Raw genomic sequence first — 17,515 nt, 5'->3', positions numbered from 1 at the left:
TGTCAAGCCTCCTTATGTGATTCCGATGTGACTTTATGTTTTGTATGTGGCTTTATGTTTGGCTTGAGTCCGGCCTAGCATTTTATTGACTGCCAATGGCTTCATTAATCTGCTTAGCCATCTGATCCAGTGCTTCCTGTGGAGCTGCTTTATCGGATAACACGTCCATAATATGATTTTTCAAATCCGTTGAAATTTTGGAGATCAGCGTCTGTCTGGACCAGTCGTTCGCTGCAAGCGGCGAACTGTTTTTCAACTCGTCCGAGAACATTTCAAACATGTCCTTCCCAAATTCATAATTCAAAGCAGCACTGTCCTTCCGCGGACTCATGAAGAGCGACTCCTGATTATATTTGGAATTTACTTCTTTGGACGTTAAATATTCGATAAATTCGGCAGCCTGCTGCTCCTGTCCGCTTCCCTTAAAAGCCATAAGAAACTTTCCGCCCGGAACGGAAGAACGCTGTGTTCCTTTGGGCATGTAGGTCACGCCCCACTCGAAGTCGGTAATATCCTTGTAATTGCTGATCATCCAGTTGCCAGCCCAGTGAGCTGCTACCGTACCGGAACGGAACAAGTTATTCGGATTCTCTCCACCCAGCCATACCGAATCAGGCATGATCCCCTCTTGATGAAGCTGCTTGAACATCTCCATGGAACGGATTCCTGCCTCACTGTTAATCGCTGCCGCACTGCCATCCTCCGTTAAGATGCTTCCGCCATGCTGGTACAGCAGCGTGGACCACCGATGTGGAGTGACATCCCAAACCATTCCATATCGTGCTCCACCTTTGTCCATCACCTGTTTTAATGCAGCGATATATTCATCCCACGTCCATACCTCTTCCGGAGAAGTGGGTACTTTGACACCGGCTTTATCAAATAACGTTTTGTTATATATCAATCCATTTGCCGTGACATCCATCGGCGCTGCTGCCAATTTGCCATCCATAACATAATAAGGTTTGAGAGAGTCAATAAATTGATCCTGGAATTGTTCCACGTTCTCCACGTAAGGGGTGAGATCAACTGCCTGATTTGCAAAAGATCCCGTATCCGTCACCCGGGCCAGGGCAGGCGGCTTGCCACCTGATAACATCGTTTTCAATTTGGTCTGGACATCCTTGAAGCCGACTTCAATCAGATTGATTTTCACATTGCTGCCGCTCTGCTCGTATTCTTTAATGATTTCTTTGATCACTTCTCCTTCTTTTCCATCAGAGAACCATAAGAAATCGAGAGCAGCCCCTTTTCCATTTGCGTTGTTACCTGCATTACCGCAAGCAGTCAGCATCATGAGCACTACAGTTAATAGAACACTGATGCGTATTTTAAACTTCATTTTTCTATTCATATCAACATCTCCTTGAGAGGAATTAGTGGTTTTTCACTGCGCTAAGCAGTTCGTTTTTACGAAACAACTGTGGTGAAACCCCCACATATTGTTTAAAAGCTCTGCTGAAATACACAGGGGTATTAAAGCCCAATGTCTCGGAGATCGCCAAAATCGATGCATCCGTCGACAGCAGCAGCTTTTTGGCTTCTGCCACCCTTTTGCGTATGACATAATTGCTGATGGTATATCCCGTCGTCTCTTTAAAAGAATGACAAATGTAGTATTTATTCAAATGCAGTGTTTTGGACAGCTCATCGAGTGAAACATTCTCCGCATAGTTCTGGTTTAGATAATGCAGAACCCGGCTTACACTGGTCTGTTTCTGTGATGAGAGTAAGATGGGATCAACGGACTGCTCGCTGTTCATTTTCCGGTAAATCCGCAGCAGCAGCTGCGTAAGGATCAGTTTCACCATAGTTTTACATCCCGCGCTGCGGGCATCCATTTCCTCTTTAATTCCCTTAAATGTATTGGTAATGTACTCGCGCTCTTCAAGGGACCAGTGCACCAATAGTCCGTTTGGATGGTGAAATATGGATATCAGATTATCCAATTGACTAAGTTCAAGCAGGTCGAGCAGCAGCAGTTCCGTAAAATTAACAAAGCTCCGCTTGTATACAATCTCTCTAGAAGGGTTAATCCGGTGGGGTACGCCTCCTTTAAATATGAACATGTCTCCGGGCTTCGGCTTGTAGATTCGATCACCGATTAGAAAGGTCGCATCCCCTTGGATAAAATAGTGAATCTCATACCCGTTATGCGTGTGAACAGGCCATTCATCCTGAAAATTGTCTGCTTCCGAGCGCACATAAACTTCATTTTCCTGCAGTGCCATATTCGTCGGGGTGTGTATGGTTAACATTCATAAAGATCTCCCTTCTCAGAATATAAATAGCAATATAGTTTAATAATTTAAAATGATAGCGCTTTACAATGAATTGTATCACAGTTATTTCGAACTAATCTGAACAATATTGCTGTATTGTTGATCACAATTGTTGCAAATGAAAGAAAGAATTTCATATGGCGGCATGCCGGAAACAAAAAAACCGCTTTGCAGCCCTAAGGCTGTCAAGCGGTACTAAACTAATATGGACACAGATATTGAGATGGATACTGAGATTTAAGTTTTAGGTTGATATTCGATGCTGATCCAGATTAAGACAGAGCTTCTGTATGCAGTCGATGTTCATATTCGTGCTTCAAAATACTCATCACGATGCTGTCCCGATATGTTCCACTCTTATATATTTTGTTCCGATAGCGGCCTTCTTCTTGAAATCCGCATTGAACATAACACTTATGAGCCGACTGATTATACTCATACGCTTCAAGTTCCAAGCGATTCAGATTGAGTTCTTCGAAAGCGAACTTCTGGAGCATGCGGATCGCTTCGCTGCCGTATCCTTTGCCCAAATACTCTTTTCTTCCAATCACGATAGCTAACGAAGCAAAACGATTTTTCCAATCTATTTTATACAGGTCAATCTGACCTATATATTCAAGTGATTCTCTCGCTCCGATAACAAAACTTTTATTAGCGGCCTTCCCCTGAGCCATCGTTTGAAAAAAGGACTCGGTCTCATAACTCGAATGAGGGTACAAGAAATTGTCTGATAAATTTGCAGTAATGTCCGGGTCGTTGACCCATTGTCTCATATACTGCAGATCGTCATCCTGGTATTCTCTGAGTACGATTCGTTCTCCATATATACGAGCCATCGTCGTTACCTCCCCGATTGTCTTCTCGCCTTATCCTTCTTTATTAACGTATCGATGACCAGACCCAGTCCGGTCCAAAAAAGCAGATGCAATCCACAAATGAGCGGCTTAAACAAGTACGTTGTTTCCGGGTTCGTATTGATGTGAGTCAGCCATCCGTTTAGCAGGGAATTCATTGGATTCGTCAAATAAATCAAAATATTTTTATCATCATTACCGGATAGATTGTTGAAACACACCAGCAGCGAGAAAAGCACAAACCAGAAGGTCAGCTTTTTGAACAATTTCATCTTCGCCTGACTCTCCTTTCTAAAAACCTATCCCATGTGATATCATCAGCCTCAGAACTGTTATTCAGCTGTTTATATACGACAGCGGAAGGCTCGAACCACCTCACCATCGATAAGCTCTTCACTTACACGTTGGAAGCCAAAGGATTCATACAACGCACCTGCAGCCCGATTCTCAGGTCTATGTCCAATGATAATGCGTTCGCAGTTCAATGTCCTCTGCATCCACTGCACCAAAGCAAGGAGGCTTTCTTTTCCATATCCTCTGCCCTGATACTTGCTGTCGATCATCAAAGCTGGAAGCCAGTAGTCTCCCGCGTCATGCACCTGATCAGAGTACACTGCAAAACCGACCAGATTCGAGTCCTTATAGATTGCCATGGGATGAAAGTCTGTAACAAATCTGGATTCAGCCATCCAGTAAACAACCGGTGCCGGGAACCATTTTTTCTGTTCTTCACTTACCTCCAGCCGGGTACAAGCAAACCAATCATCCGTCGAAACAGGTCTTACCTGAATAGTCATTTGAAATTCCTCCTGAATGTTTTCTTATGCACGTATTCAACTGCCGTCTCATACCACATCACTCCTTTCAGGGAATTCAAACCATTTCAACGTCTCAAATCAAAGCATGTTTGCCATTAGTTCAAGCCAAAGCTGGTCTGCAGGGTCCATTTTAATCTTCGCAGCCATTCCTTCTTTCTTACTTCCTCATATTGACAGAAGTTCGCTTCTGGTTAGACTCCCAGCTGATCTTTAAGCTCAGAGAGTACAGGGCTGTGCTGCATAAGCTCAGAGATTTTATGATCATTGGCAGCTAACGTTTTTTGAACCGCTCTCGTCCCTTCCGCCTTCCAGACTCCATATATATACTTGGAAAAAGCATATCCATTCAAGGCATACCCGCTGTCCTGCAGCTGTCTAAACAATTTCACACTTTGCCCGGTCTTATTAATATCTGCCAGAATACATGCCAGATTATTTAAAGCAATATGGATATCTCTCTCTGAGTTTCTTGCAGTGTTAAGGTCTTCCCAGCTGCCTATAATATGATTGTCTTTGACCGGCTTTAATAAAGACCAGTCGATCTTGTCTACCAAATGCATTGTCTCATCCAGAAGCAGATCCGCTTCAGCTCTTTCATCATCACTTGAATGATACAGATAAGCCAGACGCTGTTTGTAATATGTAATCCGGGCAAAAAGAATATTGGACCACAGCTCATCTTCTTCAATGAGCTGTTTCATGTTTTCCAGTGCATCGGCCATCGCACTGTACCTCTCTAATACCCAGAAGGTCCCGCATAATGCCCGGTGGCTCTCAAATCGAACACCCCGGTTACATTCCAGCTTTGGTGCATGAGTACAAGCATACTGATACCAGTCAATCCAATAATCAAAATAATGACCTAGAGACAATGATAGCGCTTGCGTTGAATCGGAAACGATCCAGTGCAGCTGTTCGGGGGCAAGGTATTCTTTGCCCCATTCGAAAAAGGCCCGGTGATTAGCGTACAGCGGCTCCGGCTCTCTTAACAAGGCATAGCCGTCTGAAACATTCCAATATACCCATCCGCGTTCATTAACAGACAGTTTGCTGGATTGTTCATATTTTTTCAATAAGTCGATCATGCCCCTATGATCCCCTCGAACTACTGTATCTTGAAAAGCATGAATGATATTCATCCTGATCCTCCTTTTTATAGCGGCTTCATGCCGCAGGCGGTTATGAAATTCATCATGGCATAGGCTTCAGGCGAGTGATTGATTGCTTCGGAGGCCTGCTGCAGCTGGGCGAACTCCTCCGCGCTGATGATCCCTTTGTCAGCAAAATGTATAAAACGATCGAGATTAAACTGATGTTTGAAACCTTCAATGCCCAGTACATCACTGTGCTGCAGCACAGCATCGATGTCAACATCGACGTAACCATTCTCGGAAAGCAGCCGCGGCAGGCTTCTGCCAATTAAACGATTCCCGCCATGCTGTGAAACATAGTCCGAAATTTTCATTAATACCGTGTGGAGAGCCGGTACATCCGGATTTACCGCTCCAAAAATGCCATCATCCACATCAATAATGGCAAGGCGGCCGCCAGGCTTCAGTACGCGCAGTATCTCCTGTGCAGCTTCGGCAGGATTGTTCAAGTGAAGGAAGATAAGTCTTGCCACGACAAAATCGAAAGAATGATCAGGCAGCTCCATCTCATAGATGGAAGATTCCACAAACTGCAATCGCTCAGTGGGGACATCTTTCAGTCGTTCTTTGGCCTCCGCTTGTAAAGAACGATCAATCTCCAGCGAAGTAATTGCGCTGTGCGGCAGGCTGTTCAACAATTGCTCTGTGATGTAACCAGGTCCGCTTCCAACCTCTAATACGCGCATCCCATTTTTCAAACCATACCACTCTAAGTTCCGGAATTCTTTGGACCATCCCATGACTGCCTGCATCCTTAACCTTTCCAATTCCTCCTCAAAACCTAATACGGCTGTTTGAATATTATATGTTGAACGCTGATCACTCATAATATTTCTCTCTCCTTCTTCATTTGGAATGGTACAGAAATTAATATATCTATACTTTCTTCTTTCCCAGGAAAAGAGCAACCTTGTGCTGTTTATCTATCGTCCCACCTGCATGATCAATCGAATTTTTGATTCGCTCCAGTAGTGAACCCCGAACTTCCTCAGAAAGCTGCTGATGCTTAGAATTAGTATTTAACAGCGCAGCGTACTCCTCACTTGAACAAGACTGAGTCCAGTTGTACTCCTTAACGACAATATCCGTGAACCAACCGGATTGCTCTGTCATTTGTCTGCGCTCCTGAATGACTTCATCAGGTGATGGATACCGGGCATCATCGAGATGAGGAGCCAGTGCTGCGTAATGGGAACGAATTTCGTTGTGCAGCTGATCAAAGCCAGGTACATGAATCGTCCAAAAAAGGCCAATCCCCCCTGTATTCTCAAGCAGTTCCCAAGCACGACGATAACCTATTTCAGGATCAATGAAGTGAAAGGCTGTTCCTGATACGATTAGTTGAAATTGCTTTCCTTCGTTATTCCAGTCCTCAAAAGAAGTGTTAATCACTTGGATCGAGGGATATGCCTTGAATTTGTCTGCGGTGAACTTTGCGAGGTTACTGCCGAGTTCAATACAGGTAATGTTCGTATAATTCTTGCTCACTAATCCGCCTGTCGCTTGTCCCGTTCCACATCCGATTTCAAGTATAGGATCTTCTTTGTTCATCTGCAGGTATGTAAAAATGTCATCAAACATCGCACTTGGATAAACGGGTCTGTACCGATCATATTCACCTGCTACAAAATTAAACGTTTCCTTGTTTTCCATTCCAGCAGCCTCCCATGACTATCAGCTTTGTTTTATTTTATATTGACTAAACTTACCATATCTTATTATTCTTGAACATAAGAGAATAAATCTATTAATAATGGAATCAATCCGGTTAGCAGCATCATTTCGTGAAGAATAGGGGTGCTCCTGTGAAAAGTATTTTTAATCCCGTGCATGCAGCTGCAATTACTGCGCGTATTGATCAGCTTAAGGAAGATGCCGCACCTGAATGGGGAACGATGCAGGTTTCTCAAATGCTGGCTCACTGCTCCGCTTTTCATGATATTCCCTTAGGGAACACGTTTCCGCCTAGAGGACTGCTTGGAAGACTTGTTGGGCGGTTTGCCAAGCCGATGTTCTATAATGAAAAGCCATTACCGCATAATATGTCGACAATTCCGACGATCGTTGTGGATGATGATCGAGTGTTTGGGACAGAGAAAGAAAAACTGAAACAGCAGATTACCACTTTTCAAGTAAACGGCCGGGCACAATGCTCCCGCCACCCCCATCCTTTCTTCGGGAAATTAACCGCCGAGCAGTGGGGTCAAGGAATCTACAAACATTTGGATCATCACCTGCAGCAATTCGGGGTTTAACTGTTATCCCTTCTCCGTAGTCCTTTTCCAGATGCTCATCATCCCCTCCTATACTGTACCAACTTCACTATCTAAAAATAGGATAAGCTTCCTATTTTTTATTTTTATCGTTTATAGCATAAGAAGGCCTGCCTCGCTCCCTTCGTATCATTCCTGTTTACAAAATGATCATTCCGTTCCGCTTGACATTGATAATGATTATCAATAATGTGGAAGCAGTATCACACCATTACTCCAGAAGTAAACGCTAAGCACATTTGAAACGGGGCAGGTCATGTGAACATAGACGTTAATCAACTAGCAGAGCATTTTGCTCATACTCCTTTTCAGGTTAAAGGAATCTATCGGTATGCCCGAATCCCTGGCGTGCCGCACGCTGACTACACAGATTCTTATCCCGGATTTGTGTTTCCTCTCACAGGAAAGATCCAATTCCAATTTAATGAGATGCCTTATATTCTTTCGCCGGGAAAAGTCGTTCACGGTGGTGCCAGAATGAAACTGGCTAAAAAAACATTCCACAACACCCACTGGGAATACATTCTTGTTTTATACGAGACGTATGGTTCAGCGCTTGAAGGATCAAGCTTTTCCAACCAGCATTTTGAATTACCAACGGGGCAATCCCCTCGCCTTACAGAACTGATTATGCAGCTCTGGCAAGTGTATAATCAGCGTGGAGGTCTTTCGAAGTTTCAAACGGAAATGTTATTTCGTGATGTACTGAATGAAACCCTCGTGTCTGCTGTACATCGACAAACCAAATCTGACTCTTCTACCTTGTTTGAGCAGATCTCCCGTTACATCCATGAAAACTATTATTTAAATCATACCACTTCATCACTGGCAGAACAGTTTGGTGTTAATCGCAACCGGATCTCGTACGTCTTCACCAAACATTCGGGTATGGGTCCGGCAGCATATCTGTCCCAATACCGTATCAAGATGGCCAAAAAGATACTGCTTACGAGCCAAGAAGCGATACATCATATTGCACAAGCTGTTGGTATTCATGATGCATATTATTTCAGCAGAGTGTTCAAGAAACTTGTGGGCTGTTCTCCTGCCGTATATCGTCAAAGATTCATCAATAATCCATCCTGACTTCAGCAGCCGTCCATTTGAAATGAAGGAAGAGCTTCGTATACTTATAGACAAGCTTAGAGAACTTCAATGAACAGACAGAAAGTCTAGATAACAGAAGGAGGAATGATGATGCAGTATCAAATTATAAAACCGATGGAGGAACGAACTAAAATTACGGAATATTGGTCTCCAAAATATATTGGTGAGATGAATGACTATCAATTTAAACTCGTCAAAATGATCGGAGAATACGAATGGCATGCTCATGAAGAAACAGATAAATTATTCGTTGTGCTTGATGGAGTAATGATCATTGATCTGCGTGAGGGTCAAGTGAAAATTGCCAAGGGCGAAATGTTTGTGGTTCCAAAGGGACTTGAAATCAAACCTTCTGCCGAGAGCGAATGTCATATCATGCTGATGGAGCCTAAACAGGCATAACATAGAAAGGAGCTCACCATGCTCCTTTCTTTTTTTACTGGACATAACGTCTATATAAACACTCTAATCATTAATCATTTAGAAAACCATGACAAATACGGTTCAATACGCAGTGCTGCTTCTACCCAGCTTCATGATGTGACGATTGGTGTTAAACTTTAACTTTTACTTATACTTTTACTCTTTACTCTTTACTCTCTATTTTTTATGCACAGCCAGTGAGGGTCACAACGGATTTCCCCGGAATATTGACAATAAAAGACTGCTCTTCTTCCGCAGCTGTAATCCTCTCCTGACAATTTAGATCCAATTCTGCATTCGTCACATAGGACTCCATCGTGATAATGGGGCCTCTCAAACCCAGCTGATGAAGGTTAACCTGAATACACTTGTCCTGTTCACCGTGATTCACAAAAACAGCTGTGACTGTCTGTTCTCCCTCATGGATATAGGCCGAGCCGAGCAATCCGCTGTCCGCTTCTTCACCAAGCCCAGTTAAGTCTACTCGCTTCGCGCCAGGCCGAATGAATCTGCTGTAATTGCCGAGCACCCACAGCATTTTAGAAGTCAGTATATTTTGCTCGTCGCCAGTTTCCTTATAGTTCGTATAGATCAATCCATCCTTGTAATCTACTTTGGAAACTGCAGTCCACCACTGCCAAGCAGCTGCACTCGCTTCCACAAGATCAAAATGAATCGTTCTCGCAACATGCAGCGCAGGCTCGATACCCAAATCACGTCCAGGACCATAATCGCCCAGAATGCAGTATTCCGTTACCCAGTACTTGCTCTCTTCATCATAATGTTTCAGGTTGGTGTACAGCAGCTTCCTCAGTCTAACCAACCGATCGTCCCCGGGATTGCTGTAGTCAGACCAGTATGAGTGGGAAGCGATCTTATTTCCTATGGCTTCTTTCACCCGGGGATCACCGATCATGTCCTTTATGTATTCACGATACTTCCCTGTCCCGAGCTTGTTAGCTCCGCTGGAATACGTGCCGCTGCCCGCGAATTGACGATAATATTCATCGTCCAGCAGCGACGTGATTTCCACACCGTCTGGTGCACTGATCCGCGTCTGCAGCTCCGTCTGCTGCAGCTGGCGGTACAGTTCGAGAATCACCTGCTTCAGGTCATCGTTATTGTAACGATTCCCCTCCTGCCAAGCCTGATTCCAATCCCAGGTCGGCTCATTAATGGGACTGATGTAGTCGAAGGCAACCCCATTTTGCTTGAAGTGCTCTAACACATCAATGAGATAAGCGGCGAACTTCCCTTCATAACCTGGCTTCAGATTGGTTGAACCAACTTCAGGATCAGGCTGCGCATGACCATTTTTGGTCATCCAAACCGGAGGGCTGTTGACAAAAGCAATGAGTGTTTCGACGCCCCGCTCACGGGCAGCCTGAAGAAACCACTGCTGACCCGATTGTTTACTCCAATCATATTCATCTTCCTCCGACATTTTGAAAGCCTCTACCCGTCTCCACGGGTCAGGAATCTGATCCTGATCCGATTCTGTTGAGCCTGCGCCTATGTTGAAGCGCCAAGCGGACAACCCGATTCCTTTTTCTCTGGAAAATAACAGATCGGCAATCTGTACTTTGTTCTCCTCGCTCCAGTGTTTCCCGAGCGGTTCCATCGACCACGCATCCGACGCACCAAAATTGTCTACACTCTGATAACATGTCTCCCCATTGATCCTGACTTGTGCATCCAGCTTCACTTCGGATACATGCTTATCTCCCTGCATCTCTCATCCTCCTCTTTTCGAATCTACTTATTTAACATCTGTACCAGCGAGCCGCTGCATTGTAGTGAAATAGAAACCGATTAGAGACTGCCATATACTACTCAGACAGCCTCCTCTCAATTCAATGACCTTACAAATTAACAAGTAAAATCAGCAGTTCGTGACCTGTTCCGTCTGCTCTTATCCTACAAGCCCTGAACGTTCCACACTCTCAACAAAGTGACGCTGCACGAACAGATAGATGATAATAAGCGGCAGAATCGCCATCAGTACACTTGTATTCATCATCATGGACATGAAAAATGGATCCTGCGTATAGGATGCCGCGGCCTGCCCCCCGCCTGTCAGATACGTAGCAATCGTAAATCCGGAGGACGACATCATCGACGACATGACTTTCGGTTCGTTCAGGTACATGTTGGTGAAGAATGAGTCATTCCACTGCCATACGAACGAGAACAGCATGACCGTAACCATGGAAGGTATCGCATTCGGCAAAATAATACGTCCAAACGTTTTGAAATATCCTGCGCCATCCACGTATGCCGCCTCTTCAATCTCACGCGGAATACCTCTGAAGAACTGGCGGAAAATGTAAACATACAAACCTGTTTTCACGCCCATTCCGAGTGCTGCAGAGATCAGAAACGGCCAATACGTATTAATCAGATTAGCCGGACTGCCGCGAAACAGTTCGATCAAGCCCATGACGTCAAAATTTTTAAAATTCAGATAGAGCGGAATCATGATCGTCTGGGAAGGCACCAAAATGGTGAAGATTACGGCAGCAAACAGAAAACCGCTGCCTCTGAACTTGATTCTTGCAAACCCGTAACCTGCCAGCACACAGGTTATCGTCTGAAGCAGCATCACCGCAGAAGACAACCATAGCGTGTTCATCAGCACGCTGGGATAATTCATCGCCGTAAAGACCAGTTTAAAGTTTTCCAATGTAAACGTGCGCGGAATCCAGATCACCGTGGGATCATACAGATCGGACATGCTTTTAAAGGAAATCGATATTTTCAGCAAAATCGGATATAGAATGACAAATGATATGCCAAAGATCAGGACAAACCGAACCAGAATCCACGCCCACTTTTTAATCGCTTCAAACCAGTAGGCCGTGGAACCCAGGCGCTCCAGCCATTCCTTCTTCGCAGGCGGCTGTCCTGCTGCGGTTTCAGTCTTCATGTCAGGCCTCCTTTTTCTTGTTCAGACATCGCTAATTTTGATAAAAGACCTTGCGGGACACAAGAGCAGTCGTTACCCACAGGATCAGGGCAATCACGCCAAAATACATCCAGGACATCGCCGCACTGAGTCCAAAGTTAAAGCTCTTGAAGGCCGTATCCACCACCAGCCGACTCGTCTGATCACTGATGAAGCTGTCCACAATGGTGTAGACCAGATTCGTCAGAATTAATGGGCTCAGCATCGGGAACGTTATTTTCCAAAAGGCTTCATAGCCTGTTGATCCCTCAATTTTGGCCGCTTCATACAGTGATGGAGAGATCGACTGCAGACCCGCAAGGAAAATCAGAATCTGAACGCCGGACTGACTGACAATTTCGTAAATTCGGCTTACCGCACCTGTGAGATATTCTACAATAATGGGACTCATGCCGGATTCAAGCAGCATAATGGTCAGATCCAGATTTTTCATCACGGAAAGTCCACCGCCCGTCATGTCGTTGGCACTGCGCACAACGGATTGCATCAAATCCCCGTTTTCAATACTCGCAATAATTCCCGAGGCCAGAATGACCGGAAGGAAAAAAATCGCTCTCGCCAGCACTCTGCCATGAAACTTCTGGTTCAGAATCACGGCAAAAAACAGGCTGAAAATAATAATTAACGGGGTATTCACGACAATATTGATCACGGATTCCGTTAACATCCTCACATAGGATTCATGAGAGAACAGCGCCTCACGGAAATTAGCCAAACCGATATACTCGAGCGTAAACCCTTCATTGGACACCTGCAGATTGCTGAGACTGTATCGGAACGAAGAGATCAGCGGCACCATGAACAGAAGCAGAAAACCGATGAACCAAGGCAGGATAAAATACAAACCGTAATATCTGTTTTTTTGCTCTAGAGATAGTTTCTTCAGTTTCATTCCGGCATGTCACCTCCTACCTGGTAGCTCTTCGCTGCCACACGTATGCCGTTTAGATCCACAGCGGTGTCATTGTAATTCACAATGACTGTTTTGCCTTTTTCAAAAGTCGTTTGATAAACGCCCTTGCTCAGCTTCTCATGTTTAACGATGCTTTGATTCTGTACATCCTGCAGTACGCTGCTGAGTTCCTGATAGCGGGCAGCAGATTCCTGAATCCAGCGCCGATAATCGGCTGAAAATAACGCATCAAAACTTGTCAGTTTGATCGCGGATGGATCTGCATAAAACCACGTGTAATACGGTGCCGATCCGGTTTCGATGGCCCGCAGCATCTGCATATGGGAGTCCTGATCATCGGCCATGTTCCATGCTTTTCCTGTGTACTGTACATAGCCGTGATATACCATTTGGAAAAAAGGCACCGCTTCATCCGTGATGTTAAACCCACTGCTGCTCACAGGTGCATCCACAATATGTCTGGCATACGGACCTGCATAACTATTGCCGCCTTCCACAAGAAGGGCTGCCCCCGAACTCTGTATCTGCTCAAGCTGCTGCTTCACAACTTCTTTGGCCTGCTCGCGATTGATCACGTTAGCGCGGTTAAAATCGGAATTCAGCTGCTCACCTAAATCCCGAAGGGATAGACCCGAAAGCCCCATTTGCTTGTAATCCTGCAAAAATCCGCTCACAATGCCTGGCACCGCCTCCGGACTGATGACATATCCCGGAGAAACTTCATCATCCCGCGTAAAGGTGGAGATCCGGTAAGGAAACAACTGCGCAAGTTTGCCCGTAATTTGGCGTGAAGCATATGATTTTTTGAATCCTTTTGCTTCCGGGAACGCCTCCAGGAAGGATACATCCGGGTAGAATCCAAAACCATGCTGCTGTGCATAGGCCTGCAGGCTGTGCAAACCTTTAGTGCCACCAAGCTTCTTGTCAACATCGATAGACTTCGGCATATCGTGATGGATGCCTCCGCCAAACCATCCCGAGTAGCGAAGCTGGATGTCCTTCACACCAAGGCTCTGCATTTCTTTCAAAATATCCTGTGCCTCTTCAAACGTCGTCAGTGGTTCATAGGCATTGTACGGGATGCCGAGGAAAAATTTTTTCTTCGGAATACCCCCGATTAGTTCCACGTAGAAAGGCAGTTTAGTGTCATCAGCCAAACGGGTGAGTTTCTTTTGCTCCGTCAGATATTCCCGATAGGCAGCGGCCATGCCGGAATAGCTCGCATGATCTGCGCCCAGAAATTGATAGACCACGGCCATCTCGTTATGAAAAGGCTGCGCCTGAAACCGTTTGACTGTGCTGGAACGCCAGCCATTCGTAAGGGTAACCTCTTCCATGCTGCTCAGCGCAAAGCTTGAATGCACGGTGTTGTACTGATTCAATCTGCCGCTGACATCCGCCTCGACCGATGCGACCGCATCGCCTTTATCGATGACCGCAAGATACCCTTTATCTCCATAACTCATGCCAAACACTGGTATTCTCGCTATCTGTTCCTTCTGAATCTGGGTAAGCTGGTTCACGGCATGATCGCTGCCATACAGGGCTGTGCTGTATGGGGATACCGATGTTTTTTTATTATTAAAATAAATCAGCGATCCCGATCCGTCCGGTACCAGACTATATCCTTTGTCCTTTGGTCCGCTGGCTCCAAAAAACGGAAGTAGAGACAACGATTGAATCTTCATCGTATCCGGGTACTGGATACCGTTCTCCGGGATGGATACACGCAAACGTCCTTCCTCCAGCCGATAGTGGACAGGCACAACGACACTTTCGCTCCCGTTTTCCTCTTCACCGTAGGCCGCTTTGTCTATTGCGATCTGTGCCTCGTCATAGTTGATGGACTCAAAAATTTTGGTTACTTTGGATAAACCTACACCTTTCAGGGAAGAGTCCCGTCTTTCGTAGCGCTTATTCTGTTCATCATACTTAAAGCGCTTCTCGATCTCCTTCTGATCCTTCTCCTCCAGTTTCGCGAGAATCAACGTGTTAAATCGTTCCTCGCTAATATATTTAGGGATGGCTTCAATATCACTTTTGACTTCACCCAGCGTGTAAACGATGTTGAAGCCGTCCTCTACTTTTTCAACTTCAAACTGACCGCTTTCTACACTGTGCGTAAAATTATCGTATTTGAGCGCATTGCCCGTATTATCGTAATACGTCAATTCAAACTGCACATTCAGCTGGGACTTGTTATAACCGGTAGCGATGGCATCCTGTTCACGATCCTGCGGGTTGGAAAACCACATGGCTCCGTTCTGCTTATCCTTGATCGCAATCTCTGTCGTTTCCGGCTTTAAATACAGAATCAGACCGTCATTCTCTGCCGCAGCTTCCATCCCTTCAGGAACAGCTGCGGCTCCGTTCTTCTGTTGATTCGCAGACGCTGTATTCCCTCCCGAGTTGCTTGCAGCAGACTGCTCCTTTCCCTCGTGTTCAGGATTCGCCGCCGTAGACTCCTGCTCCGATGAAGCTTGTTGTGTTTCAGACGACTCAACAGATGTATTCTTACTCGTCTCTTGTGAATCGCCAGATGTGGCTGCCACCCGTTCCGATACGGATTCCGCATAGTTAACATTTTGAGACATGAACAAGCTTGCAGCGAGGATAGCCGCAGCCAATGCAGTACGCTTTTTTTTCATATCAGGCACCTCCTTTCTTCTCCTATTCGCGCAGTGTAATCTCCTGAAAGAGGGTATAACCGAAACTGATAATTTGCTGGATCAGGCTAAAGAAAAGCAGGCCCAGGAAGATGACAACACCCATCACAACCAGCGTAAGCAGCATGGTCATCATCGTTTTCATGACCGAATACTGATGTACCGTCTTGGTTCCGATAAAAAGCAGCCACACAAACCAGATGACACCGAACGAATCAAGCAGGTAATAAAAAGAAGATTCACGCAGCGTGATCACATTACTCAGCAAAATATTGGGAATGTTGACCAGTATAAGCGGAAGCATCGCATATCCCGCTGCAATGACGATGTCTTTGAATTTGCCTTCCCCGTCCATCAGTGTGGTCAGCGACCAATTGGAAATGCACCAGAGAAGGAATGGGAGCACGATATATTTGAACTCGTTAACACTGTTGAGCGAAAGCGGGTAGTTGTCATTGACAACATATCCGGCAAACTGCCGCTTCAGGATCATCGTTACGGTCACAGCAAGCAGCACCAGCAGTGCAACACGAAGTCTTCCTTTATTTTCATATTTCAAATCCCAGTATCCGTCGAAAGGACGCACCGCAACATGCAGCGAGTATTTGAGTTCTTTAATTAACGACATCTCCGATCCCCCTCTCGTTTCTTGCTCTCCATATTCGGCGCCAGAGGATCACACCGACCAGCAGCCCGATGGCTATCGTCATGTACATTCCGAAATATTCCCGCATGTACTCTCTCCGATATTTCGCCAATGCTTTGGAATAATATTCACGGTCATTCCCCAGCTTCAGATAGGTCATCGCTTCCTTGTATTTTCCTTCTCGCAGCATGGATTTGCCGATACCGACGTAAGCCATCTCATAGTTGGCATCAAGGCGCAGTACCTCCTGCCACAACTTGGCGGCTTCTGTATGTTTGCCCGAGCTGTAGAGCCGATTGGCTTCGTTAACCAAACTTCCAAAGGTGGTCGCCTTGAATTCCGTAATCCGGCCGAGATCCCGATCCAGCACATAGACCGCATCACCATAGCTTTCAATGGCAACCGGATTTTTAAACGTACCGATCTGATTGCCAAGCTGACCAATGACATACAGCAGATTGCCATCCTCGTTATACGTGAACACCCGTCCTCTTGTTGAATCCAGCGCGCGATAGACGCCGTTACTGGACACCTTGATATCTACGAAGGAAGAGCGATTGAAGGTCAAGTCTCCGACTGGTGCAAATTCACCGTTGACCCGAAGTACGTCAATACCGGACGGATTCAACCTTTTGACTGCTGAAGCTGTATTTTTGTCCGCTGTTGTGGTGTAGATAAACCCGCCATCATCCACGTCTGCGTTGTTGAACTCGAGCGGGATAAACCGAATCATTTTCTCGCGCTGCTCCTTGGTGGATACGGTTTTCCAGAACAGATCAACCGGATCAAACTGCACACGGTTCGTGCCCATAAATCCCGTAAATCGCCCGTCACTATCAAATTCAATCAGTCCTTCGAAGACACCCCGACCAACGACATAGATTCGTCCGGCTTTGTCCACGATGACCTTTCTAGGGAAATACTCAAACGTATCACTAAGCACTTCCGACTCTGGCGCACCGATGGCACGGACAAATGTACCATCCTGCTTCAGCTCTACAATGCGTCTGTTATCCGTATCGGCTACGTAAATTCGCCCCGCCTCCGTCACAAAGAGCCCTTCAGGATTGTTAAAGTTGTCCTGCTTCCCGTCATGTTTAAAATTCTGGATGACCCGAACCGTTTCCCATTTCTCATTTAAGACAACGATCCGCCCATTTCCAGAATCCAGAACATAGAGCAGGCCATCTTTCGCAGCATATAAATCCAGCGGAGACTGCCAAGCTCCTGTTCCGGCCTCATCACCTGTGATGACTCTAGAGGGAAGAAAAGCAATCGGTGACTTCACCGCATCTCCCCAATAGTTGTAGGTATACCCCTCATACGGTGCCGCATGAGCCTGGTTATGTCCGAGTCCGGCAATCAGCAGGGAAGCTGCCAGAACGATTAGCCATGATTTCACTCTCATCTCTAACAC

General features: G+C 45.7%; 17 protein-coding genes. 3 read left to right on the top strand and 14 right to left on the bottom strand.

The genetic code is table 11. The annotated features are described in order from the left end of the window. Window positions 1-82: 82 nt before the first annotated feature. The 8 genes from MKY97_RS12015 to MKY97_RS11980 all read right to left on the bottom strand — a co-directional run bounded on the left by MKY97_RS12015 (window position 83) and on the right by MKY97_RS11980 (window position 6,758). A complete protein-coding gene (locus MKY97_RS12015) occupies window positions 83-1,354 on the bottom strand; it encodes a sugar ABC transporter substrate-binding protein (protein ID WP_342555642.1) in 1,272 nt (423 codons plus the stop codon). 22 nt (window positions 1,355-1,376) lie between these two features. Continuing rightward, window positions 1,377-2,258: an AraC family transcriptional regulator gene (locus tag MKY97_RS12010; protein ID WP_342555641.1), complete on the bottom strand. Its 882-nt coding sequence runs from the start codon at window positions 2,256-2,258 to the stop codon at window positions 1,377-1,379. 296 nt (window positions 2,259-2,554) lie between these two features. After that, window positions 2,555-3,118 (bottom strand): GNAT family protein, encoded by a 564-nt coding sequence (locus MKY97_RS12005; RefSeq protein WP_342555640.1) that lies wholly within the window; start codon window positions 3,116-3,118, stop codon window positions 2,555-2,557. Between the two features lie 5 nt (window positions 3,119-3,123). Next, the gene (locus MKY97_RS12000) at window positions 3,124-3,408 is read right to left on the bottom strand and encodes a hypothetical protein (RefSeq protein ID WP_342555639.1); all 285 of its coding nucleotides are present in this window, start codon (window positions 3,406-3,408) and stop codon (window positions 3,124-3,126) included. Window positions 3,409-3,480: 72 nt separating this feature from the next. Further along, complete coding sequence (locus tag MKY97_RS11995) at window positions 3,481-3,933, bottom strand: GNAT family N-acetyltransferase (RefSeq protein WP_342555638.1); 453 nt, start codon at window positions 3,931-3,933, stop codon at window positions 3,481-3,483. 212 nt (window positions 3,934-4,145) lie between these two features. Next, window positions 4,146-5,093, bottom strand: a complete 948-nt coding sequence (locus MKY97_RS11990) for a hypothetical protein (protein WP_342555637.1) — start codon at window positions 5,091-5,093, stop codon at window positions 4,146-4,148. Between the two features lie 14 nt (window positions 5,094-5,107). Then, the gene (locus MKY97_RS11985) at window positions 5,108-5,932 is read right to left on the bottom strand and encodes a methyltransferase domain-containing protein (RefSeq protein ID WP_342555636.1); all 825 of its coding nucleotides are present in this window, start codon (window positions 5,930-5,932) and stop codon (window positions 5,108-5,110) included. Window positions 5,933-5,981: 49 nt separating this feature from the next. Continuing rightward, window positions 5,982-6,758, bottom strand: a complete 777-nt coding sequence (locus tag MKY97_RS11980; protein WP_342555635.1) for a methyltransferase domain-containing protein — start codon at window positions 6,756-6,758, stop codon at window positions 5,982-5,984. Between the two features lie 152 nt (window positions 6,759-6,910). Here MKY97_RS11980 and MKY97_RS11975 point away from each other — a divergent pair, with 152 nt between their 5' ends. The 3 genes from MKY97_RS11975 to MKY97_RS11965 all read left to right on the top strand — a co-directional run bounded on the left by MKY97_RS11975 (window position 6,911) and on the right by MKY97_RS11965 (window position 8,887). Next, window positions 6,911-7,360 carry a DUF1569 domain-containing protein gene (locus MKY97_RS11975; RefSeq protein WP_342555634.1) on the top strand — a complete coding sequence of 150 codons (450 nt, stop codon included), beginning with the start codon at window positions 6,911-6,913 and terminating at the stop codon, window positions 7,358-7,360. Between the two features lie 276 nt (window positions 7,361-7,636). Beyond that, complete coding sequence (locus MKY97_RS11970; RefSeq protein WP_342555633.1) at window positions 7,637-8,464, top strand: AraC family transcriptional regulator; 828 nt, start codon at window positions 7,637-7,639, stop codon at window positions 8,462-8,464. Window positions 8,465-8,575: 111 nt separating this feature from the next. Further along, window positions 8,576-8,887: a cupin domain-containing protein gene (locus MKY97_RS11965; RefSeq protein ID WP_342556307.1), complete on the top strand. Its 312-nt coding sequence runs from the start codon at window positions 8,576-8,578 to the stop codon at window positions 8,885-8,887. A 205-nt stretch (window positions 8,888-9,092) separates the two neighbouring features. Here the strand turns inward: MKY97_RS11965 and MKY97_RS11960 are convergent, their stop codons facing one another. The 6 genes from MKY97_RS11960 to MKY97_RS11935 form a co-directional block, all read right to left on the bottom strand. Next, a complete protein-coding gene (locus MKY97_RS11960; RefSeq protein WP_342555632.1) occupies window positions 9,093-10,640 on the bottom strand; it encodes a glycoside hydrolase in 1,548 nt (515 codons plus the stop codon). Between the two features lie 180 nt (window positions 10,641-10,820). Further along, on the bottom strand, window positions 10,821-11,834 hold the full coding sequence (locus MKY97_RS11955; protein ID WP_342555631.1) for a carbohydrate ABC transporter permease: 1,014 nt from the start codon (window positions 11,832-11,834) through the stop codon (window positions 10,821-10,823). A gap of 31 nt (window positions 11,835-11,865) precedes the next feature. Next, the gene (locus MKY97_RS11950; RefSeq protein WP_342555630.1) at window positions 11,866-12,765 is read right to left on the bottom strand and encodes a sugar ABC transporter permease; all 900 of its coding nucleotides are present in this window, start codon (window positions 12,763-12,765) and stop codon (window positions 11,866-11,868) included. After that, window positions 12,762-15,434 (bottom strand): DUF5696 domain-containing protein, encoded by a 2,673-nt coding sequence (locus tag MKY97_RS11945; protein ID WP_342555629.1) that lies wholly within the window; start codon window positions 15,432-15,434, stop codon window positions 12,762-12,764. The genes MKY97_RS11950 and MKY97_RS11945 overlap by 4 nt, the downstream gene beginning before the upstream one ends. 22 nt (window positions 15,435-15,456) lie before the next feature. Then, window positions 15,457-16,080 carry a Yip1 family protein gene (locus MKY97_RS11940; RefSeq protein ID WP_342555628.1) on the bottom strand — a complete coding sequence of 208 codons (624 nt, stop codon included), beginning with the start codon at window positions 16,078-16,080 and terminating at the stop codon, window positions 15,457-15,459. Next, window positions 16,067-17,506 carry a gluconolactonase gene (locus MKY97_RS11935; RefSeq protein WP_342555627.1) on the bottom strand — a complete coding sequence of 480 codons (1,440 nt, stop codon included), beginning with the start codon at window positions 17,504-17,506 and terminating at the stop codon, window positions 16,067-16,069. Before MKY97_RS11935 ends, MKY97_RS11940 begins: the two co-directional genes overlap by 14 nt. Window positions 17,507-17,515 lie beyond the last annotated feature (9 nt).

The organism is Paenibacillus sp. FSL R7-0652 (genome assembly GCF_038595045.1).
Lineage (GTDB): Bacteria > Bacillota > Bacilli > Paenibacillales > Paenibacillaceae > Paenibacillus.
Note: the sequence above shows the minus strand (reverse complement) of the source record. Positions and strands in the feature narration are given on the sequence as shown.